We start from the raw sequence: 21,824 nt of genomic DNA, 5'->3' as shown, positions 1-21,824 counted from the left end.
GCCGTCGCGCTCAACAATGGAGGAAACCATGATTCACCGCAGAATCTCCGCGGCCATCGCCGCAGCGGGACTGACGGCGCTCGTCCTCGCGGGCTGTGCCGCTCCGTCCGAAGAGCCGGCTGAGCCGGGCGCGCCGGTCGAGGGCGCACCCGACTGGTGCGGCCCCGAGGAGGCCGTCGTCGGTCTGCTCGACGGCTTCGGCGGCAACAGCTGGCGCCTGGTCACGACCGCCGCCGGTGCCGACGAGGTCGCCAAGTGCCCGAGCGTCGTGGAGTACCTCTACGCCGACGGCCAGGGCGACACGCAGAAGTCGATCTCCGACATCCAGGGCATGGTCGCGTCGGGTGCCGACGCCATCGTCGTGTTCCCGGACGCCGGCGAGGCCATGCTCCCCGCGCTCCGCAGCGCCTACGAGGCGGGCGTCGTGACGGTCCCCTACCGCGTCAACCCGAACGGTGTCGACGGCGAGGACTACGACCTCTGGGTCGGCGCTGACTTCGTCGCTGACGGTGTCGCGTGGGGCAACTGGATCCTGGAGAACTTCCCGGACGGCGCCAACATCCTGTTCCTCTCGGGCCCGGCCGGCAACAGCCAGGGCATCGACGAGCGCACGGGCTTCGAGTCGGTCCTGACCGACCCGAAGTACCAGTACATCGGCGAGCAGCCCTACGAGGTCACGAACTGGGACCCGGCGCTCACGCAGCAGGTGCTCACCGCGGCCATCGCGAAGTACGACCAGATCGACGTGATCGTGTCTGACTTCGGCCCGTCGCTCGTCGGCGCTCTGCCCGAGTTCGAGAAGAGCGGTCGCTCGATCCCCGCGCTCGTCACCTCCGACGGCAACGTGCTCAGCTGCTTCTGGGAGGAGAAGAACGCGTCGAACCCCGACTTCAAGCTCTTCACCGTCGCCACGGGCAACGACAACGTGCGTCTCGCCGTGCAGCACGCCGTGGCTCGCGCCACGGGCGGTGTCATCCCCAGCGAGACCGCGTTCGCCGCTCCGGTGTTCGAGGACTCGGTGAGCGGTTCGCCGAACCCCGTGACCTGCCGCGACGACCTGCCGGGTGACATCTACCTGTCGGCCCAGATGTCGCCGGACGACCAGGCTGCGCTCCTGCAGTAACAGCAGTACCCGCGATCCCGGCCCCCGGCTCGTAGAACTCGATTCTGCGGGCCGGGGGACCGGCCGCTCCACACCCGCTCGCACGCACCGATTGAGGGTTCAACCGTGAACAACCAGGCCACCGCCGCGCCGACGACCGTCGCGACGCTCACCATGACCGGCATCTCCAAGAGCTTCGGAGGCGTCGCCGCGCTCACCGACGTCTCGCTCGAGGTGCTCCCCGGCGAGGTGCACGCGCTGCTCGGCGAGAACGGCGCCGGCAAGTCGACCCTCATGAACGTGGCCACGGGCACCATCCGCCCCGACACGGGCACCCTGACCTTCCGCGGCGAGGCGCTCGACGACCTCGACCCGCGCGCCGCCGCCCGCCGCGGCATCGCCTTCGTGCACCAGCACCCGGCCGTCATGCCCGACATGACCGTGCTCGAGAACCTGCTCGTCGCCCTCCCGAAGTCGGTCTTCTCCGGCGGGCGCGTCGACGACATCGCCCGCGGCCTGCTCGAGACCGCCGGCCTGCGCGTGCACCTGAGCGACCGCGTCGAGAACCTCTCCGTGGCGCAGAAGTACTTGCTGGAGATCGCCAAGGCCCTCGCGGTCAAGCCCGCGCTGCTCGTGCTCGACGAGCCCACCGCCCCCCTCGGCCAGGAATCGGTCGACATGCTCTTCGCCCTCGTGCGCGACTTCGTCGCCCAGGGCACCTCGGTCGTGTACATCACCCACCGCCTCGCCGAGGTGCGCGAGCTCGCCGACCGCGTCACGGTGCTGCGCGACGGCAAGCTGCGCGCGACGGCCGTCGTCGACGAGATCTCCGACAAGGAGCTGCTCTCGCTCATCGTGGGTCGCCAGCTCGACTCGACCTTCCCGCCCAAGCACGAAGGGTCGGACGAGGAGCCCAACTTCGTCATCGACGCCGTCACGGGCCCGGGCTTCAATGACGTCTCGGTCAGCGCGCGCCGCGGCGAGATCATCGGCGTCGCGGGCGTCGTCGGCAACGGCCAGAGCGAGCTGCTCCGCGCGCTCGCCGGCCTCGTGCCCCTCGACGGCGCTGTCGTCATCAACGGCACGGCCATGTCGGCCCGCGAGCTGCTCAGCAAGGCCGCCTACCTGCCCGCCGACCGCATCACCGAGGGCCTCATGATGCGCCTCTCGGTGCGCGAGAACGCCGCCGTCTCCGCCCTGCGCCGCTTCCGCGGCCGTGCGCTCATGAGCCGCAAGCGCGAACTGGGCATGGTGGGGGAGACCCTCGGGTCGCTCTCGGTCAAGGCCGCCTCGCTCGATGCCACGGTCTCCTCGCTCTCGGGCGGCAACCAGCAGAAGGTCATGGTCGCGCGGGCGCTGCTCTCCGAGCCCGTGCTCGTGCTCGCCGACGAACCCACGCAGGGCGTCGACGTCGGCGCGCGCGCCGAGATCTACCAGATCCTGCGGGATGTCTCGGCATCGGGCATCCCCGTCGTCATCGCCTCCTCCGACGCGAAGGAGCTCGAGGGGCTCTGCGACACGGTCATCGTCATGTCGCGCGGCCACGTCGTCGACACCCTCCGCGGTGACGACCTGACCGAAGAGCGCATGATCCACGCGGCCGTCAGCTCGACGACGCAGACGGTCAGCGTCGACGAGATCGCCGAGGCCGAGAGCGACGAGCGCACGGCCGTCCGCGCCGCGAAGCTGCGCCGGTTCCTGCAGGGCGACTACGCGCCCACGGTGCTGCTCGTCGCCGTCATGCTCGGCCTCGGGGCGTTCATCTTCGCGCAGAACGACCGGTACCTCGGCGACTTCAACATCTCATCGATGCTGCTCCTCGTGTCGGCGCTCGGCTTCATCGCGATGGGCCAGACGATCGCCTTGCTCACGGGCGGCATCGACCTCTCCGTCGGGCCCCTCGTCGGGTTCCTCGTGGTCGTGGGCTCGTTCTTCATCCTCGACGAAGCGCCCGTCACCTCGATCGTGCTCGGCTTCGCGGCCATGCTGGGTGCCTCGCTCATCGTCGGGCTCCTCAACGGGTCCTTGATCCGATATGCGAAGTTCACGGCGATCGCGGCGACCCTGACCGTCTACATCGCACTCCAGGGCATGAGCTTCATCCTCCGGCCGACGGCCGAGGGCTTCATCAACCGCGAGATCTCGAGCATCATCACGACGAAGCTCGGCCCCGTGCCGGTCGCGTTCATCGTGCTCGTGCTCGTCGTCATCGGTCTCGAGTACGCGCTGCGCAAGACCCCGTGGGGCTGGCGCCTCCGGGCGGCGGGCTCCGACGAGGAGTCGGCGCGGCGCGTCGGTGTTGAGATCAACCGCACGGTCGTGCTCGGCTACGTCGCCACGTCGGCGCTCACCTTCCTCGGAGCGATCATGCTCATGACGCAGATCGGCGTCGGCGACCCTGCGCAGGGCGTGGCGTACACGCTCTCGAGTATCACGGCCGTCGTGCTCGGCGGCACGAGCCTGCTCGGCGGGCGCGGCACGTTCGTCGGCACGCTCCTCGGCTCGATGCTCCTCATCCAGGTGCTCAACGCGACCGTGTTCCTGCGGCTCGACCAGATGTGGCAGTACATCCTCCAGGGCGTTCTGATCCTCGCGGCGGCCATCCTGTACGCGATCGCGCGCTCGAAGCGCCGCCGCCGCACTGCGCCCCGCGCGTGACCGGGCGGGCGATCGAGACGGGATGCCGCGCGTGAGCGCGGCGCGCGTCGCGGTGCTCGGCGCGGGTGCGAACGGTGCCGGCATCGGCGCCGACCTCGTGCGCGCGGGCCACGACGTGACCTTCATCGAGCAGTGGCCCGCGCATGTCGAGGCCATGCGGCAGCGCGGCATCCGTGTCGAGATGCCCGAAGAGACCGTGACGACGCCGGTCACGGTGCACCACCTCTGCGAGGTGGCCGAGCTGCGAGAGCCCTTCGATCTCGTCTTCGTGCTCGTGAAGGCGTACGACACGCGCTGGGCGAGCGAGCTGATCCGCCCGCTCGTGGCCGACGACGGCCTCGTGGTCGGTCTGCAGAACGGCATGGAGCTCGACCACATGGCCGACATCATCGGTGCCGAGCGCACGCTCGGCGCCGTGATCGAAGTCTCGTCGAACATGTTCGAGCCGGGCGTGGTCGAGCGCCAGAGCCCGCCCTCGACGTCGTGGTTCGCGATCGGCAGCATGCATCCCTCGACCATCGGGCGAGAGGAGGAGGCGGCCTCGGTGCTGCGCGCCGCCGGCACGGTGGAGATCTCGGCCGATATCCGCTCGTCCAAGTGGATGAAGCTCGTCGCCAACGCGGCCGAGCTCGTGCCCTCGGCGATCCTCGACCTGCCCCTCGGCGACGCCGTGCGACTGCCGGGCATGCGCGAGTTCATGATCGCGACGGGTCGGGAGGCCGTGCGCACGTGCCTCGCCACCGGCAGCCGGCTCATGCCGATCTTCGGCATGACCGAGGCCGACATCGCTGAACCCGACGATTACGCTGTGACGCTGCTCGACCGCGTGCTCACCGATTACACGCTGCCGTCGACCCGCACGACCGTGCTGCAGGACTGGATGAAGGGTCGCCGAAGCGAGGTCAACGAGATCAACGGGCTCGTCGTGCGCGAGCAGCTCCGGCTCGGCGGCTCGGCGCCCCTCAACGAGCGCGTCGTCGAGCTCGCGCTGCGCATCGAGGCCGGCACGCTCGACGCCCGGCCCGAGAACCTCGCGCTGCTGCTCGCCGACTGACGGCCGATCGTGCCCCGGTCGGCGATCGGGGCGGGATGCTCAGCGCGCGCTGCGCCGCCGCGTGACCTCGGCCACGGCCGACCAGTCGAGCTCGGCGAGTTCGGGGTCGGCGAGGGCCGCGTCGAAGAGCTCGTGCAGCACGGGAGCGACGGGGAGGCGCACGCCGAGCTCGGCCGCCGCGTTCTCGGCCAGCGTCAGGTCCTTGAGGCCGAGCGACATCGCGAAGCCGACCGGCAGGTAGCGCTTCTCCGCGATGATCGGGCCGTATCCCTTGTGGGCCGAGCCGCTGAAGGCCGTGTGGGTGAGGATCTCGACGAAGGTGCTCGGGTCGATGCCCGCCGACTCGACGAGCACGACGGACTCGGTGATCGACTGCAGGGCGTTGAGGATGGAGTAGTTGACGGCGATCTTGACGACGCTCCCGAGCCGGGGATCCGTGCCGAGGTTCCAGACCCGCGAGCCCAGGCTCTGCAACGACGGCAGGGCGGCCTCGAGCGCCGCGGTGTCGCCCGAGGCGACGACGAGCAATGCGCCCGTGGCCGCGACCGTCGAGCGGCCGAGCACGGGGGCGGTCACGTAGCCGACGCCGTGTCGCGCGTGGCGCTCGGCGAGCTCGGCCGCCGCTCCGGGGCTGATGGTCGAGTGGTTGACGTGCACGCGGCCGGGGGGCACGGTCGAGAGCAGCTCGTCGCTGAACACCTCGAGTACGACGCGGTCGTCGGTGAGCATCGAGTGCACGATGGTCCGGGCCGCGAAGGCGTCGGCCACCGAGCCGGCCACGTCGACGCCGTCGCGCTCGGCCAGCTGCTGCGCGGGGCCGGCGCTGCGGTTCCACACGGTGACCGCGAATCCTTCGTCGAGCAGTCGCGAGGTCATGCCGACACCCATGGCGCCGAGCCCGAGGAAGGCGATGGCGGGCTGCTCGGCGGTGCGGTCGCGATCCACGGTGATCTCCTTCGTCCGGGCGGGCGGGCATCCCCGACCGCTTTCGTACAGTAATGCTTCACAATCACGTGAACAAGCCGGGGCCGCCGGGCGCGGCCCAGAACTCCCTGCGCATCGGTGGGGGTAGACGGGGTGGTCGGCTATGCTGAACCAACGTTCTCGTGTTCAGCGAGGCTGTCGATCGACGATGATCGTCGCCGCTGCAGAAAGGTGTGATGATGCAGTTCGATGTCGGATCTGAACTGCGTCGTGTGCGCGAGGCCCGCAAGCTGAGCCTGCGCGCCGTCGCCTCCGCCGTGGGCGTGTCGGCGAGCCTGCTCTCGCAGGTCGAGACGGGCAAGACCCAGCCCTCGGTGAGCACCCTCTACGCCCTCGTCAACCACCTCGGCATCTCGCTCGACGGGCTCATGGGCACGAACCGCGTCGCCGCCACCCCGCTCGGCTTGAGCCCGGTGGGTTCGGCGGGGAGCGCCCCCGACCCCGACGGCAATCGCCGGAGCGACTCGGTGGTGCAGCGCCGGGAGGACAACCCGGTCATCGAGATGGAGAACGGCGTGACATGGGAGCGCCTGGCCGTGGGCGACACGGGCATCGCCGACCCCCTCATCGTCACCTACGAGCCCTCGGCCTCCTCCTCGCTCGAGGGCAAGATGATGCGGCATGCCGCGCTCGAGTACGGCGTGCTGCTGGAGGGGCGGCTCACCCTTCGGATCGACTTCGAGACCTACGACCTCGAGCCGGGCGATTCGTTCTGCTTCGACGCATCCCGCCCGCACCTGTACATCAACGCCGGCGACGTTCCCGCCCGCGGCATCTGGTTCGTCATCGGTCGCCGCGAGATGGCGTACCAGTCGCTCAGCGACCTGGGCCACGACGACGAGGCCGAGGTGCGTCCCATCTCGTCCGCGGTCGACGTGCTGCAGGCCATGAAGGCGATGCGGCCCGAGAAGCGCCGCTGAGGCCTGGCCTCAGCTCGACTCCTCCCGCGCGGCGAACACCTCGGGGTGACTCGCGAGCTGGCGCCGCGTGCGTCGAATGTGGCCGGCGAGCAGCGACTCGGCCGCGTCGATGTCGTGGTCGCGCAAGGCCCCGACGATGAGCCGGTGCTCGTCGTGCACGGTGCGGCGTGCGCGAGCATCCATGAGCCCCGTGTACACGCGCCGATAGGCCTGCGTGCGGTTCCAGAGCCGGTGCACGAGCTCGGTCAGCACGACGGTCTGCGTGCCCGTGTAGGTGAGCAGGTGGAACGAGCGGTCGAGTTCGAGGAAGGTCTCGGAGTCGTCGGAGTCGGCCATCTGCGCGGCGAGCTCGTCGAGCCGCTGCAGCGTCGGCTCGTCGAGGCTCGGGCCGCTCATGCGCAGCAGCAGGGGCTCGACGCGCTCGCGCACGCGGTAGATCTCCTGGCACTCGCCGAGGCTCAGCGACGACACCCACGCGCCCGTGTTGGCCACGAGGGTCACGAGCCCTTCGGCCTCGAGCATGCGCAGGGCCTCACGCACGGGAACGCGGCTGGCGCCCGACTCGAGGGCGAGCTCCTCCTGCCGGATGCGCGCGCCGGGCGGGTACTCGCCGCGGATGATCGCCTCGCGAATGCGGTCGGCGACGTGGGCGGCGGCGGCGCCGTGCTCGCGGGGCGGGGTCACCTCTTTACTCTGCCGGACGCGCGGGGTGCCAGAGCACCACGTCGGCGTCGCGCTCGTAGGCCTTGCCCGCGGGGAAGCTCACGAGCTCGAACTGCATGCCCCAGGGGCTGAGGAAGTAGACCCAGCGCTGGCCCTCGCTCGCATTGCGGCTGGCGGTCGGCTCGCCGAGCACGCGGATGCCGTGCTCGAGCAGGTGCGCGACGCCCGCATCGAGGTCGTCGACGTAGAACGCCAGGTGGTGGCCGCCGATGTCGCTGTTGCGCGGTTGCGGCGCGTGCCCGTCGGCGGGCTCCCACTGGAAGACCTCGAAGTTCGGCCCGTGCCCGCAGCGGTAGAAGCGCAGTTCACGCATGACCGAGCGGGGGTGCACGTTGAGGTGCTCCTGCATCCAGTCGTCGTCGCGTTCGAAGGGACCGAGCGAGTAGACGTACTCGCAGCCGATGACGTCGACAAAGAAGCGGTGCGCCTCGTCGAGGTCGGGCACCGTGAAGCCGATGTGCTCGGTGCCGCGTAGCCCTGGCAGTGCCATCGGAGCCTCCAGACGGGGGAGAGGGCGGTCAGTGGATGCAATATACCCCGATCTGAGGGAAATGCACGAGAGATTCCTCATGAGAGTGTTGCGATTGGATGCAATCGTGTCTATTCTCACTCTCATGGCGAAACAGCGACGTTTGCAGACCGAGGTTCCGTGGGTCGAGATCACGACCACGCCCGCCGACTGGAAGGCGGCCGACCCCGGCCTGCTCGCCACGATGCTCGGGCAACTGCACCTCATCCGCGCCTTCGAAGAGCGCGTGCTCGACCTCGCGGCCGAGGGCCTCGTGCACGGCCCCGCCCACTCGTCGATCGGTCAGGAGGGCGGCGCGGTCGGATCGATCGTGGCCCTGCGCTCGAGCGACGCCGTCAACGGCTCGCACCGCGGCCACCACCAGTTCCTCGCGAAGGCGCTCACGCACGTCGCGACCGACGGCCTCACGCTCGACGCTCTCGTCACCGCCGACATCCAGACCGTGCTGCAGCGCACCCTCGCCGAGATCCTCGGCCTCGCCCAGGGCTACTGCCGCGGTCGCGGCGGCTCGATGCACTTGCAGTGGTTCGAGGCGGGCGCGCTCGGCACCAACGCCATCGTCGGCGGTGGCGCCCCCATGGCCACGGGCAATGCCTGGGCTCAGAAGCACGCCGGCACGACCGACCTCACGATCAACTACTTCGGCGACGGCGCCGCGCAGATCGGCTCGGTGCTCGAGTCGATGAACCTCGCGGCGGCCTGGAAGCTGCCCGTGGCCTTCTTCATCGAGAACAACCTCTACGCCGTCTCGACCCACATCGACGAGGCCGTGGCCGACACGCGCCTCTCGGTGCGGGGCCAGGGCTTCGGCATCCCCTCGTGGCGCGTCGACGGCATGGACCCGCTCGCCGTGCACCTCGCGATGCAGGAGGCGGCCGAGGTCATGCGCTCGGGCGCGGGCCCCGTCGTCATCGAGGCCGAGGTCTACCGCTTCTTCCACCAGAACGGCCCCTACCCCGGCAGCGCCTTCGGCTACCGCACGAAGGAGGAGGAGCAGGAGTGGAAGAAGCGCGACCCGCTCGACCGGGTCGCCGCCGAGATGATCAAGCTCGGCCTCATCGACCAGGCCGTCGTCGACAGCGTGCGCGCCCAGGCGATCGCGGCGATGGATGCGGCCACCGCCGAACTGCTCGAGGCCGACCCCGAGAAGCAGGGTCGCCGGCGGATCCGCCCCGAGCTCTGGCCCGACACCGCGTTCGTCAACGTGGGCGTGCGCGGGGACGCGAGCGAGCTGGACGCCCTGCGCGTGCTCGACCCGAGTCGATCCGACGCCGCTCGCGAGGAGATCAAGTTCGTCGACGCCGTCGCCGCGGTGATGGAGCGCCGGATGAGCGAGGACGAGCGCATCGTGATCATGGGCGAGGACATCCACCGCCTCAAGGGCGGCACGAACGGCGCGACCAAGGGTCTCAGCGCGGCGTACCCCGAGCGCGTGCTCGGCACGCCCATCAGCGAGAACGCGTTCATGGGCCTCGGGGGTGGGCTGGCGCTCGACGGCCGCTACCGCCCCGTCGTCGAGTTCATGTACCCCGACTTCATGTGGGTCGCCGCCGACCAGGTGTTCAACCAGGTGGGCAAGGCGCGGCACATGTTCGGCGGCGACAACCCCGTGCCGCTCGTGCTGCGCACGAAGGTCGCGATGGGCTCGGGCTACGGTTCGCAGCACCTCATGGACCCGGCGGGCATCTTCGCCACGAGCCCCGGCTGGCGCATCGTCGCCCCCTCCTCGGCGGCCGACTACGTCGGGCTCATGAACGCCGCGCTCGCCCTGCAGGACCCGGTGCTCGTGATCGAGCACGTCGACCTGTACGCCGAGAAGGACGAGATCATCGCGGGCGACCTCGACTACATCATCCCGCCCGGAACCGCGGCCGTGCGCCGCGAGGGCTCGGCTGTCACCGTCATCAGCTACCTGTCGATGGTGAAGCACAGCCTCGAGGCGATCGACCAGACCGGTGTCGACGCCGAGCTCATCGACCTGCGCTGGCTCGACCGCGCGTCGATCGACTGGGCGACCATCGAGGCGAGCGTCAAGAAGACGAACGCCGTGCTGATCGTCGAGCAGGGAGCCCAGGGCACGAGTTATGGCGCGTGGCTGGCCGACGAGATCCAGCGCCGGTACTTCGACTGGCTCGACCAGCCGGTGCAGCGCGTGACGGGGCAGGAATCGTCGCCCTCGATCTCGCGCGTGCTCGAGCGGGCGGCCATCGCGCGCACGGAAGAGGTCGTCACCGCACTGCAGGCGATCGTCGCGAACGGGGCAGGTGCCTGATGGCGACGACGATCCGCATGCCCGAGGTGCTCGCCAACGTCACTGAGGCGGCTGTGCAGAAGTGGCTCGTCGCCCCCGGCGATGCCGTCGCCGTCGGCCAGCCCTTCGCCGAGATCGAGACCGAGAAAGCTGTTGTCGAGTACATGGCCGAGACGGCCGGTACCGTGCTGCAGCTGCTCATCAATGAGGGCGACGCCGTCGACGTCGGCGCGCCCATCGCCATCGTGGGAGAGGCAGGGGAGGTGGCCCCTGCCTCTCCCGCGGCAGCACCGTCTGCCGCATCCGACGGGGGTTCTGTGGTGGTGCCCCCGTCGGATGCGGCGGCGGGTCCTGCCGCCGCGGCCGCTCCGGCCGCTGCGCCTGTTCCGGCGCCCGCCGCCCCGCCTGCCGACTCCGGCGCTCGCCGGTTCGTGAGCCCGCTCGTGCGCCGACTGGCGCGCGAGAAGGGCCTGAGCCTCGACGGCGTCGTCGGCTCGGGACCGGGCGGCCGCATCGTGCGGCGCGACGTGCAGGCGCTGCTCGCGACCAGCTCGGCCAGCACCCCCGCGGCCAGCACCCCGGCGGCCAGCGCTCCGGCAGCCGCGGCCCCCGCCGCCGCGTCCGCCACGGCCCCCGCGGGCCTCGAGCCCGAGCTCATCCCGACCTCGCGCATGCGCAAGACGATCGCCCGCCGCCTGACCGAGAGCAAGAGCACGGTTCCGCACTTCTACCTCACGGCCGACTGCCGCGTCGATCGCCTGCTCGAGCTGCGGCGCGAGATCAACGCGATCGACGGCGTCAAGATCTCGGTCAACGACCTCGTCGTCAAGGCGGTCGCCGCGGCGTTCGTCGACGTTCCTGAGGCCAACACGACGTGGACCGACGAGGGCATGCTGCGCCACCGCACGGCCGACATCGCGATCGCGGTCTCGCTCGACGACGGCCTCGTGACCCCCGTCGTGCGCGGCGTCGAGTCGCTCAGCGTCACGGCCCTCTCGGCCGCGATCGGCGACCTCGCGACGCGCGCCCGCAGCGGCGGTCTCAAGCAGCACGAGATCGAGGGCGGCAGCTTCGCCGTCTCGAATCTCGGCATGTTCGGCACGCCCGCCTTCAGCGCGATCATCAACCCGCCGCAGGCCGGCATCCTCGCGGTCGGTGCCGCACGGCAGGCTCCGGTGGTGGTCGACGGCGCGCTCGCCGTGGGCACGATCATGACCGTGACGCTCTCCGCCGATCATCGGGTGCTGGATGGCGCGCTCGCCGCGCGCTGGCTCGCCGCCTTCGTCGCCCGCATCGAGAACCCGGTCTCGATCCTCGCCTGATCGCGCCTGCGATCCTGCAAAGAACGCAGTTTCTTTCACCCGATGCGCGCCGGATACCTCTCTCTCAGCACCCCGAAACCGATACTGTTCCAGTGTTTGCTGTGCCAGCCGAACGGGAGAATCAATGAAGATCGCCATCCGGCGTGAGCCGATCGAGGGGGAGCGGCGCGTCGCCGCAACGCCGGCGGCCGTCGCTCAGTACGTCGCCGCGGGGTACGCGGTGACCGTGCAGAAGGGCGCGGGGGTCGCTGCTGGCTACGCCGATGCCGCTTACGTCGAGGCGGGGGCCGCGCTTGCGGCGAGCATCCCGCTGTCGAAGGTCGACGTCGTGGTGCACGTTCGCCCGCTCGATGCCGAGACGATCGGGAAGCTGCCGAAGGGCGCCATCACGATCGGGTTCGCCTCGCCCGCGAGCGAGCTCGACGGTGTCGCGGCGCTCGCCGCGCGCGGCGTCACGGCGTTCTCGCTCGAGCTCATCCCGCGCATCTCGCGCGCCCAGTCGATGGACGCCCTCACGTCGCAGGCCCTCGTCGCCGGCTACCGCTGCGTGCTCGAGGGCGCCATGCGGTTTCCGCGATTCCTCCCCTTGTTCATGACCGCGGCCGGCACCATCCCGCCCGCGCGCGTGCTCGTGCTCGGGGCGGGCGTCGCCGGTCTGCAGGCCATCGCGACGGCCAAGCGACTCGGCGCCAAGGTGTCGGCCTACGACGTGCGCTCGGCCTCGGCCGATGAGGTGCAGTCGATGGGCGGCACGTTCATCCACCTCGACCTCGACGCCGCGGCCGATGCCGCCGGTGGCTACGCGAAAGAGCTCGCCGCCGATCGTGCCGACCGGCAGCGCGAACTGCTCGCGCCCCACGTCGCCGAGGCCGACCTCATCGTGACGACCGCCGCCATCCCCGGCCGCCCGGCACCGCGCCTCATCACCGCGAGCATGGTGCAGGGCATGGCCCCCGGGTCGATCATCGTCGATCTCGCCGCCGAGACGGGCGGCAACGTCGAGGGCGCGAAGCCGGGGGAGGACGTTCTCGTGCCCGTCACCGGTGGCGCCGTCACGATCGTCGGCATGAAGGATGCCGCGTCGACGATGCCCTTCGACGCCTCACGCCTGCTCGGCCAGAACATCGCCAATCTCGTCGCGCTCATGACGCGCGAGGGCGGCGTCCTCGCGCCCGACTTCGACGACGAGGTCGTCGCGGGCGCGTGCCTCACGCACGAGGGGGCGGTGCGGCACGAGCCCACTGCCGCCGCCATCGCCGACCGGAAGGGCGACAAGTAATGGACGCCATCACCCTGCTGACCTTCTTCGTGCTCTCCGTGTTCGTCGGCTTCGAGGTCGTCTCGAAGGTGTCGAGCACGCTGCACACGCCCCTGATGTCGGGGGCCAATGCCATCCACGGCATCATCCTCGTCGGCGCCGTCATCGTCGCTGGGCAGGCGGAGAGCATCCCGGTGCTCGTCGTGGCCCTCATCGCGGTGCTGCTCGCGACCGTCAACCTGGTCGGCGGCTTCGTCGTCACCGACCGCATGCTCGAGATGTTCGGCGGCCGCACGCCCGCCGCGAAGGTTCGCGAGGAGTCGAAGTGATCGTGCTCAGCCCCGAGTGGACCGCCGTGCTGTACCTGGTCGCGGCCGTCTGCTTCATCCTCGCCCTCAAGGGCCTCAGCTCGCCGAAGTCGGCCCGCCGCGGCAACCTGATCGGCGCGTTCGGTGCGCTGCTGGCCATGGTCGTCGTGTTCCTCTCGACCGAGCTCGACAACATGCTGCTGATCCTCGGCGTCATCGCCCTGGGCACCGTCATCGCGGTGCCCGCCTCGCGCATGGTCAAGATGACCCAGATGCCGCAGCTCGTCGCCCTCTTCAACGGCGTCGGAGGCGGTGCCGCGGCGCTCGTCGCACTGCTCGAACTGCCCCTCGTCGCGGACGAGCTCGGCGCGGTCATCGCCGTCGCCTTCACGGTGCTCGTCGGAGCGGTCTCGTTCTCGGGATCGGCGATCACCTTCGCCAAGCTGCAAGAGCTCATGCCGACTCGACCGATCGTCTTCCCGGGCGCCCCGATCGTCATCTCGCTCGTCGCGCTCGGCTCGCTCGCGAGCGCCGTCTGGCTCGTGCTGACGGCCGACCCGACCGCGGCCTACGTGCTGCTCGCCCTCGGCACCGCGCTCGGCGTGCTCGTCGTGCTGCCGGTCGGCGGCGCCGACGTGCCGATCGTCATCTCGCTGCTCAACGCCTTCACGGGCCTGACGGTGGCCGCATCGGGCCTCGTGCTCGGCAACACGCTGCTGCTCGTCGCGGGCACCCTGGTGGGAGCATCCGGCACCATTCTCACGCGGGCCATGGCCTCGGCCATGGGCCGTAGCGTGACCGGCACGCTCTTCGGGGCGTTCCGCGGCGGCTCGACCGCGGGTTCGACCGCGCAGAGCGACCGCCCCGTGCGCAGCTCGAGCGCGGAGGACGTCGCCATCCTGCTCGGCTACGCCCAGCGCGTCATCGTCGTGCCGGGCTACGGGCTCGCCGTCGCGCAAGCGCAGCACACCATGGCGGAGCTCGCGACGACGCTCGAGGCGAAGGGCATCGAGGTCGTCTTCGGCATCCACCCCGTCGCCGGCCGCATGCCCGGGCACATGAACGTGCTCCTCGCCGAGGCGAACGTGCCCTACGAGGTGCTCGCCGAGATGGACGAGGTGAACCCGCAGTTCAAGAACTGCGACGTCGCCCTGGTCGTGGGGGCGAACGACGTGGTGAACCCGGCCGCGAAGACGAGCCCCGGCTCGCCCATCTACGGCATGCCCATCCTCGACGTGGCCTCGGCGCGCCAGGTGGTCTTCCTCAAGCGCTCGATGCGCCCCGGCTTCGCGGGCATCGAGAACGACCTGCTCTACGAGCCCCAGACGACGCTGCTGTTCGGCGACGCGAAGGACTCGCTCACGAAGGTGCTGACGGCCGTCAAGAACCTGTAGCAGCGGTCACGAAGAAGACGATTCGCCCCTACCGCTCCACCCATGCGGCCGACAGGATGGTGCGATGGCGATCAGTGCGCTCAGCGGGTGGATGATCTCGGCGGGTGCCGTGGCGCTGTCGGGCGTGGCCGGAGCGAGCATCGCACTCTCGGGCGTTCTTGCACCGCCCCAACCGCTCGACCCGGGAATCGGCGGGGTGATCCAGTCGACGGCCGCTCATGCGTGCGTCGATGGCCCCGTGGTCAGCGAGCTGTTCGCGGGCGACCGGGTGCTCGTGGTCGCCCAGAGCGACGACGCTGACTGGGTGGCCGTGCGCAACCCGCAGCGTCTCGGCGAGCTGCTCTGGGTGCCGATCAGCGTGATCGTGCTCGATGACGGCGAGGCCGCCGCCGTGAGTGTCGCACCCGTCGGCGGGCAATGCGCCTCGGTGACGATCGTGGCGGACCCGACGCCAGCCGCCGCCGATCCGGGCGCTGCCGATCCGGGCGCTGTCGAGCCACCGGTCGACGGCTCCGGCGGGGCGGCACCTCCCGCGCCGCCGGCCCCGGCACGCGACACCGCGGCCCCCAGGATCTCCAGTGTCACCTCGCAGCATCCGATCGTCGCGTGCGACGCCGGGTACACCTACCCCACGGCATCGGTGATCACGATCGCCGCCACTGACAATGTCGGCGTCACTGCTGTTCGGGCGACGTGGAGCGGCGCCTACTCCGGCCAGGCGACCGCGACCCGGTCGGGCGCGGTGTGGGTCTTCACCTTCGACGCGACCGGCCCCGGCACGCAGGGACCCGTTCAATTCGCGATCACGGCGGTCGATGCTGCGGGCAACGTGAGTGCGCCCGCTGGGTTGACCGTTCCCGTCGACTGCCTCATCTAACGAGAGAGCCTCCGTGATATCTCGCCGAATCTGGATGCCCGTCATTGCCGGCGTCACGTCCATCGCGGTGGGGGTGGGCGCTTTCGCCATCGCTGCTCCGTTTGCTGCTCCGCGCATCGTCGAACCTGAATTGCTCGACGCGTGGGTGCTGCCCACGAGCTCGGGAATCACGCCGCTCGCGCTCGACCGGGACGGGGACGAACCCCCGATCGACGAGCTGCTGGTGCCGACCCAGGTGTCGACGGCCGACCCGGCGTCAGCCGTGGCGGCACGGTCGGCGATGCTGGAGATGACCGAGGAGGTGGGGGCGCTCGACCGCGCCGACCCGGAAGCGCTCCTGCTCGCGCGCGACCTGCTGCCGAGTGCGGGACGCGCGGCGATCTCGGCCGACCCCTGCGCCGCACTGCCTCCCGTCGAGGGCGAGTGCCCTGACGGCGGCCGAGCGACCGTTCTCGATCTGCCCTTCGGCCCGCCACTCGAGCTGCGGGCGAGCGACCGATCGGATTGCGCGCCGGAGGCCAACGCTCGCGATCGATGGGAGTTCCAGGTCTTCTCGACCCGGCCCGTCGTGCTCGACATCACGTACGTGGTTGACGGGGCGCCACGCGCGCTCACCGTCACGACCTCCGACGAGGCCGAATCGGCGTGGCTCGCGGCCGGCGCGGTCGACTTCATCGCGCACTGCGTCGCGCTGACGAATCTCTCGCCCGCGTGGCAGGGCACGGCGGTCATCGACGCCACCGATCAGACGGGCGGCACCGCTCGCCTCGAGAAGCGCTTGCAGTGGTACGACGCGAACCCGATCCCGCCCTCGTGGGTCGAGCCGATCACGCCGACCGCGGTCATGATCTCGGTCGCGACGGGCGATGTCGCGACGGTGCGGTTTCTCGCTTTCGCGGTTCCCTTCGGCGAACCGGCCCTCGCCTGCGACTTCGACAACATCGAGAACGCGATCGAGCCCATCGACCAGGTCATGCAGAGCTCGTCGCGAGAGCAGCTGCGGGAGGCCGGGTACAACGACCTCTTCATCGAACGGCATGCGGCGGCCTTCGCCGTTCCGGAGGCGTCGACGATCACGGTCTGCGCGGGCTGGGTCGAGTCGCACACGTGGTCGGGGAACATTCCTGATCAGGTCTTCGGCGAGGTGCTTCACAGCCCTGACCTCGCCTACCCCGTGATTTCCGTCGACGATGCGGACCTGGACGAGTGGATTCTCGCCAACCCCGTGCGGCTCGAGGCCCGCCTGGGCGGGTCGTTCTCCGAGTCTGCACTGTTCGGCGAGTCCTACTGCGGCGGGTGGGGCACCGACTTCTGGGGGCCCGTTCGCGCGACCGACTACGTCCTGTGCGACGCGACGCGGTTCGCTGATGCACCGGACTGGAGGTGGAACAACACCCTCATCGTCTCGACCCTGCAGGACGGTGCGCCTCGTTCAGCGGCGCGCCCGTACGCCCACATCATCGACGCGCGGCAGTGCGGCATCGGATGCGAATCCCTCCCGTCGACGTTCGTCGATGTCCCCCTGCCCGCGCAGCGGGAGTGCCTCGGCAACGGATGCGCGCCCTACGACCGCAGCTGGGTCCGACTGCGGATCGACTGGGTCGATGGTCGCGACTCGTGGTTCACCGACTGGGTGCGCGACGACATGCCCTTGGCCGAGGTCGATCGACCCGTGCTCGACCGCAGTTCAGGGATCGAGATCGGGCCACCGCAGGCCGACGGCATCACCTTCCCCGCGACCGCGACCATCGTCGCCGACCGCGAGGTCACCATGGTCGGCACGTTCTCGGTCGACTACTCCTTCTCGGGCGACCCGAGCGTCATCGACGTCGACGTCCCCGTCATTCGCGAGACGTCGTTCGCGCAGCGGCATGTCATCGATCTCGGACTGGTGGATGCCCGCACGGCCTACTCGCTCGTTCTCACTCTCACCGACCGAGACGGAAACATCAGTGTCTACGACGGAAACGGTCTGCAGGGCCTCATGTGGCCGGCCGGCGTCGTCTTCGTCGATCCGCGACCGGTCGAGGTTCGCGCCGACATCTCCGTGCGCCGCCTCGACGGCGGCCCCGTCGTCCTGGGTGAGCACTCGGTCACGATCGGAAGTGCTGTCTGGCAGAACGACCGGTCTCGGCGCCAGTGGTTCTCGTGCGGGTCCGGCGTGCAGACGTCTCCTCTCGAGAACGACGTCCGGTCGACGTACCTCATCCGGTCGACCGAGGTGTCGGTGCACGTCGAGGCGTTCACGCCGGAGTCGGTCGGCGGCGATAACGCGGCATGCCCGACCGATATCCCGCGGGCAGACGGCTACGATCGCGCGGTCCGGCAGTCCGTGAGGGTGCCGATCGAGCAGTTCCTCTCGGGTACCCGGCTCACGTTCGTGCGTGACGGGGTCGAGGTCACGGTGCAACTGCAGATCGAGCCATCGACCTGAGTCGCACGACGGATCAGATCTTGTCGCGCCAGCTTCCCGCCGGGGCGTCGTCGCCCTCCACGATCTCGATCTCGCTCGTGTCGAGCGCGGGTAGCGAGATCGTCTCGGTCGGCGGGGCGATCATCGTCGCCTCGTCGCGGCGGTGCCGCAGCACCGTGTCGATGTACGAGCTGAGCGCCTCGGCGAGCGGAATCGCACGACCCTCGTCTTGCGAGCGGTACCAGCGGTGCTCGAGCAGCTGGTGGAACAGCTCGGGCGTCTCGAGCTTGCCGCGCAGATCTTTCGGCACCGCGCGCACGACGGGCTCGAACACGCGCGCGAGCCACTCGTGGGCGACGACCTCCTCGTCCGCCTCCCGATCGGGGTAGTTGGATGCCGCGTACGAATCGAGGTCGTTGAGCAGGCGGCGCGCCTGGTTCTCCTCCGCATCGATGCCGGTCAGCCGCAGCAGGCGCCGCGTGTGATGGCCCGCATCCACGACCTTGGGGCGGATGCGCACCTCGGTGCTCTCGCCGTCGGTCGTGATCGCCAGTTCCTCGATGTCGAAGCCGAGGTCGTTGAGGCGCTCGACGCGCTGGTTGATGCGCCAGCGCTCCGATCGGTCGAACGACTCCCAGCCGGTGAGCTCCTTCCAGAGCGAGCGGTAGGCCTCGATGATGCCGTTGCTCGTCTCGATCGCGTCGACGCTCTCGTCAAGGCGACCGCCCGCCTCCAGGTCGAGCAGCTCGCCGGCGATGTTGACCCGCGCGATCTCGAGGTCGTTCTCGCGCTGGCCGTTCGACAGGCCGCCCTCGTAGAGCTGGCCCGTCTCGGCGTCGACGAGGTAGGCGGCGAAGGCGCCGGCGTCGCGGCGGAAGAGCGTGTTCGAGAGCGAGACGTCGCCCCAGAAGAAGCCGATGATGTGCAGGCGCACGAGCAGCAGGGCGAGGGCGTCGACGAGCCGCGTCGCCGTGTCGGGGCGCAGGGTCTGCGAGTAGAGCGCGCGGTACGGCAGCGAGAAGCGCAGGTGGCGCGTGACGAGCACGGGCATGAGCTCTTCGCCTTCCGCGCTCACCCGCCCGGTGATGACGGCGACGGGCTCGACGCACGGGATATCGAGTCGCTGCAGCGTGCGCAGCATGTCGTACTCGCGCCGCGCCATCTCTTCCGTCGTCTCCTTCACGGCGACGACGAAGTCGCTCATGTGCACGAATCGCACGAGGTGTCGCGAGATGCCCTTCGGCAGCGACGCGATCGCGTCGTCGGGCCAGAGCTCGAGCGGCAGCTGCCACGGCAGGTCGAGCAGCGCCGGATCGGTGACGGCCGAGGTGATCGAGAGCGATGCGCTCATGCGAGCTCCTGTCGCGGGAGGGGGAGCGGCGGAATGCGGCGAGGGCGGGAGTGCTGGTTCAGCACGCCCGCCCTCGCCGGTGGATCACGAAGCGTCTCAGCTCGAGACGGGCTCCTTGTTCAGGCGCAGGCCCGACGCGGTGTCGAAGACGTGCACGTGCTTCGGCTCGGGCGTGATGTAGACCGTGTCGCCGCTGTGCGGGTGCACGCGGCCGTCGACGCGAGCGACGATGTCGACGCGCTGACCCTGCACCTCGGTCTTGCCGTAGAGGTAGCCGTCGGCGCCGAGCTCTTCGACGATCTCGACCTCGACCGGCAGTCCTTCGCCGCTCGTGCTGACGATCATGTCTTCGGGACGCACGCCGACCGTGACGATCTTCTCGCTCGTCGACGAGAGCACGTCGCGCTCGACCGGTGCGATCGCCGTGCCGAACTTGACGCCGCCGTCGGCGACCTCAGCCGGGAACAGGTTCATCGCGGGCGAGCCGATGAAGCCGGCCACGAAGACGTTGTTCGGGGTCTCGTACAGGTCGCGCGGGGTGCCGACCTGCTGCAGGATGCCGTCCTTGAGCACCGCGATGCGGTCGCCCATCGTGAGGGCCTCGGTCTGGTCGTGGGTGACGTAGACCGTCGTGACGCCGAGGCGACGCTGCAGCGAGGCGATCTGGGTGCGCGTCTGCACGCGCAGCTTCGCATCCAGGTTCGACAGCGGCTCGTCCATGAGGAACACCTGCGGCTGGCGCACGATCGCGCGACCCATGGCGACGCGCTGGCGCTGGCCGCCCGAGAGCGCCTTCGGCTTGCGGTCGAGGTAGGGCTCGAGGTCGAGCAGCTTCGCGGCCTCGAGCACGCGGGTCGCGCGCTCGTCCTTGTTGATGCCGGCGATCTTGAGCGCGAAGCCCATGTTCTCGGCGACGGTCATGTGCGGGTACAGCGCGTAGTTCTGGAACACCATCGCGATGTCGCGGTCTTTCGGCGGCACGTCGGTGACGTTGCGCTCACCGATGAAGATGTTGCCGTCGTTCACCTCTTCGAGACCCGCCAGCATGCGCAGCGAGGTGGACTTGCCGCAGCCCGAGGGGCCCACGAGCACGAGGAACTCGCCATCGGCGATGTGCAGGTCGAGCGCGTCGACCGCGGGAACAGTCGAACCCGGGTAGAGGCGGGTGGCCTTGTCAAAGGTCACAGTAGCCATACTGATCTTCTCCTTCACCGGCAGGTACGTGCCGGACGATCCGTTGTGAATGGATGTGCCAAAAGGCGCGGTGGGCGTCGTCGACCACCAGGGTCAGTATGCCACTCGCGGGGCTTCCCGCCCATTCCGGTGCTCTGCGTGGCACCCTCCCGGGCGTGCGACGTAGAATGCCCCGAGGGCGCCGAGTGCGCCCTTCACCGTGTCCCGGGGGAGCCCAGTCCTCCCGACGAATGAGGTTCCATGAGCGACCAGCGACCCGCGAGCGCGCGACCGTCCAAGAACGAGCGCCGCGCCGAGGCGCGCGAGAAGGCCCGACAGCTGCGTGCAGAGCACCTCAAGAAGGAGAAGCGCAACCGCCTCCTGCTTCAGGGCGGCGTCGCCCTTGCCGCTGTCGCCATCGTTGCGATCATCGCGCTCGTGCTCGTCAACTCGGTGCGTCCTGCGGGCCCCGGGCCTCGCAACATGGCGAGCGACGGCATCCGTATCGCCGAAGGATTCGTCGCGGTGCCCACGCCCGCGCTGCCCGCCGGCGACCGGCCCATCGTCTCCGAGGCCAACGCCGACGGGGTGGTCGACATCCAGATCGTGCTCGACTACCTCTGCCCCATCTGCGGCGAGTTCGAGGAGACGAACGGCGAGTTCATCGAGACGCTCATCGAATCGGGAGCGGCCACCGTCGAGTACCGCCCCATCGCCATCCTGACCAGCAGGTCGGCCGGCACCGAGTACTCGCTGCGCGCGGCCAACGCGGCGGCGTGCGTCGCCAACTCCTCACCCGACTCGTTCTTCGCGTTCAACGCGGCACTGTTCGACGAGCAGCCCGAAGAGGGCACCCCGGGTCTCGACGACGCGCGGATCATCGAGCTCGCCGAGCAAGCGGGTGCGACCATGAGCCTCGTCGAGCCATGCATCGCCGACCGCGGCTTCGAATCGTGGGTCAAGGCCGCGACGGAGCGGACGCGGACCGGCCCCCTCGCCATTCGCGGCGTCGAGGTTGACGGCATCGAGGGCACCCCCACGATCTTCGTGAACGGCCAGCAGTTCGAGTACCGGTACCCGTTCGACCAGGGCGAGTTCGCGCAGTTCGTGTTGCAGGCCGCTGGTGACGAGTTCTCGACGACCCCGACCCCGAGCCCCACTCCGACGCCGACGCCGTAGCGGCGGTAGTCTGGGCGAGGGCTCTAGCCCCGGCCGGCATCGGCCATCGCCGACTTGGCGCAATTGGTAGCGCACCCGACTTGTAATCGGGCGGTTGCGGGTTCAAGTCCCGCAGTCGGCTCTCTGTCGCATTCCTCCCCCACCGGGCGCTCGGCCCGTGTCGACCTCGAGGTCAGCGTTCTCCCAGCGATCGCGGGCAAACCTCCTGCGCGGTCTGACCGAATCGTCAATACCCCCGACCGGGGGCGAAAACGGCACGACACGCCCCCCAGTTCGCGGGGCATTCGTTCGTTTTTCGACTATGCGCACTTGGTCGTTCGGCCGAGCG

17 protein-coding genes and 1 tRNA gene are annotated in these 21,824 nt (G+C 69.8%); 13 read left to right on the top strand and 5 right to left on the bottom strand.

Going from position 1 to position 21,824, the window contains the following annotated elements; translation table 11 throughout:
* The first annotated feature begins 28 nt into the window (after positions 1–28).
* The 3 genes from NNL39_RS03080 (at position 29) to NNL39_RS03070 (ending at position 4,814) form a co-directional block, all read left to right on the top strand.
* Positions 29–1,123, top strand: a complete 1,095-nt coding sequence (locus NNL39_RS03080) for a substrate-binding domain-containing protein (RefSeq protein ID WP_255160242.1) — start codon at positions 29–31, stop codon at positions 1,121–1,123.
* A gap of 105 nt (positions 1,124–1,228) precedes the next feature.
* Positions 1,229–3,760: an ATP-binding cassette domain-containing protein gene (locus NNL39_RS03075; protein ID WP_255160241.1), complete on the top strand. Its 2,532-nt coding sequence runs from the start codon at positions 1,229–1,231 to the stop codon at positions 3,758–3,760.
* A 31-nt stretch (positions 3,761–3,791) separates the two neighbouring features.
* A complete protein-coding gene (locus tag NNL39_RS03070; RefSeq protein WP_255160240.1) occupies positions 3,792–4,814 on the top strand; it encodes a ketopantoate reductase family protein in 1,023 nt (340 codons plus the stop codon).
* A 39-nt stretch (positions 4,815–4,853) separates the two neighbouring features.
* Here the strand turns inward: NNL39_RS03070 and NNL39_RS03065 are convergent, their stop codons facing one another.
* Complete coding sequence (locus NNL39_RS03065) at positions 4,854–5,759, bottom strand: NAD(P)-dependent oxidoreductase (protein ID WP_255160239.1); 906 nt, start codon at positions 5,757–5,759, stop codon at positions 4,854–4,856.
* 215 nt (positions 5,760–5,974) lie between these two features.
* Here NNL39_RS03065 and NNL39_RS03060 point away from each other — a divergent pair, with 215 nt between their 5' ends.
* Positions 5,975–6,718, top strand: coding sequence for a cupin domain-containing protein (locus NNL39_RS03060; protein WP_255160238.1), 744 nt, complete (start codon positions 5,975–5,977; stop codon positions 6,716–6,718).
* 9 nt (positions 6,719–6,727) lie between these two features.
* Here NNL39_RS03060 and NNL39_RS03055 read toward each other — a convergent pair whose 3' ends face one another.
* The gene (locus tag NNL39_RS03055) at positions 6,728–7,402 is read right to left on the bottom strand and encodes a GntR family transcriptional regulator (RefSeq protein ID WP_255160237.1); all 675 of its coding nucleotides are present in this window, start codon (positions 7,400–7,402) and stop codon (positions 6,728–6,730) included.
* A 4-nt stretch (positions 7,403–7,406) separates the two neighbouring features.
* Positions 7,407–7,931 (bottom strand): VOC family protein, encoded by a 525-nt coding sequence (locus NNL39_RS03050; RefSeq protein WP_255160236.1) that lies wholly within the window; start codon positions 7,929–7,931, stop codon positions 7,407–7,409.
* A gap of 124 nt (positions 7,932–8,055) precedes the next feature.
* Between NNL39_RS03050 and NNL39_RS03045 the strand changes: the two genes are divergently transcribed.
* From NNL39_RS03045 to NNL39_RS03015, 7 genes are all read left to right on the top strand, one after another.
* On the top strand, positions 8,056–10,242 hold the full coding sequence (locus NNL39_RS03045; RefSeq protein ID WP_255160874.1) for an alpha-ketoacid dehydrogenase subunit alpha/beta: 2,187 nt from the start codon (positions 8,056–8,058) through the stop codon (positions 10,240–10,242).
* Positions 10,242–11,543, top strand: coding sequence for a dihydrolipoamide acetyltransferase family protein (locus tag NNL39_RS03040; protein WP_255160235.1), 1,302 nt, complete (start codon positions 10,242–10,244; stop codon positions 11,541–11,543). Before NNL39_RS03045 ends, NNL39_RS03040 begins: the two co-directional genes overlap by 1 nt.
* Before the next feature lie 124 nt (positions 11,544–11,667).
* Positions 11,668–12,822: a Re/Si-specific NAD(P)(+) transhydrogenase subunit alpha gene (locus tag NNL39_RS03035; protein WP_255160234.1), complete on the top strand. Its 1,155-nt coding sequence runs from the start codon at positions 11,668–11,670 to the stop codon at positions 12,820–12,822.
* A complete protein-coding gene (locus NNL39_RS03030; RefSeq protein WP_255160233.1) occupies positions 12,822–13,130 on the top strand; it encodes an NAD(P) transhydrogenase subunit alpha in 309 nt (102 codons plus the stop codon). The genes NNL39_RS03035 and NNL39_RS03030 overlap by 1 nt, the downstream gene beginning before the upstream one ends.
* Positions 13,127–14,503, top strand: a complete 1,377-nt coding sequence (locus tag NNL39_RS03025; protein WP_255160232.1) for an NAD(P)(+) transhydrogenase (Re/Si-specific) subunit beta — start codon at positions 13,127–13,129, stop codon at positions 14,501–14,503. Before NNL39_RS03030 ends, NNL39_RS03025 begins: the two co-directional genes overlap by 4 nt.
* A 64-nt stretch (positions 14,504–14,567) precedes the next feature.
* Positions 14,568–15,380 carry an Ig-like domain-containing protein gene (locus NNL39_RS03020; RefSeq protein ID WP_255160231.1) on the top strand — a complete coding sequence of 271 codons (813 nt, stop codon included), beginning with the start codon at positions 14,568–14,570 and terminating at the stop codon, positions 15,378–15,380.
* Between the two features lie 13 nt (positions 15,381–15,393).
* On the top strand, positions 15,394–17,814 hold the full coding sequence (locus tag NNL39_RS03015) for a hypothetical protein (protein WP_255160230.1): 2,421 nt from the start codon (positions 15,394–15,396) through the stop codon (positions 17,812–17,814).
* Positions 17,815–17,827: 13 nt separating this feature from the next.
* Here the strand turns inward: NNL39_RS03015 and NNL39_RS03010 are convergent, their stop codons facing one another.
* Complete coding sequence (locus NNL39_RS03010) at positions 17,828–19,144, bottom strand: DUF4032 domain-containing protein (RefSeq protein ID WP_255160229.1); 1,317 nt, start codon at positions 19,142–19,144, stop codon at positions 17,828–17,830.
* A gap of 96 nt (positions 19,145–19,240) precedes the next feature.
* Positions 19,241–20,338, bottom strand: coding sequence for an ABC transporter ATP-binding protein (locus tag NNL39_RS03005; RefSeq protein ID WP_255160228.1), 1,098 nt, complete (start codon positions 20,336–20,338; stop codon positions 19,241–19,243).
* Between the two features lie 240 nt (positions 20,339–20,578).
* Between NNL39_RS03005 and NNL39_RS03000 the strand changes: the two genes are divergently transcribed.
* Positions 20,579–21,496 (top strand): DsbA family protein, encoded by a 918-nt coding sequence (locus NNL39_RS03000; RefSeq protein ID WP_255160227.1) that lies wholly within the window; start codon positions 20,579–20,581, stop codon positions 21,494–21,496.
* Between the two features lie 48 nt (positions 21,497–21,544).
* Positions 21,545–21,617, top strand: a tRNA-Thr gene (locus NNL39_RS02995).
* The last annotated feature ends 207 nt before the right edge of the window (positions 21,618–21,824 follow it).

Origin of the sequence: Microcella humidisoli (genome assembly GCF_024362325.1) — a bacterium.
Lineage (GTDB): Bacteria > Actinomycetota > Actinomycetes > Actinomycetales > Microbacteriaceae > Microcella > Microcella humidisoli.
Note: the sequence above shows the minus strand (reverse complement) of the source record. Positions and strands in the feature narration are given on the sequence as shown.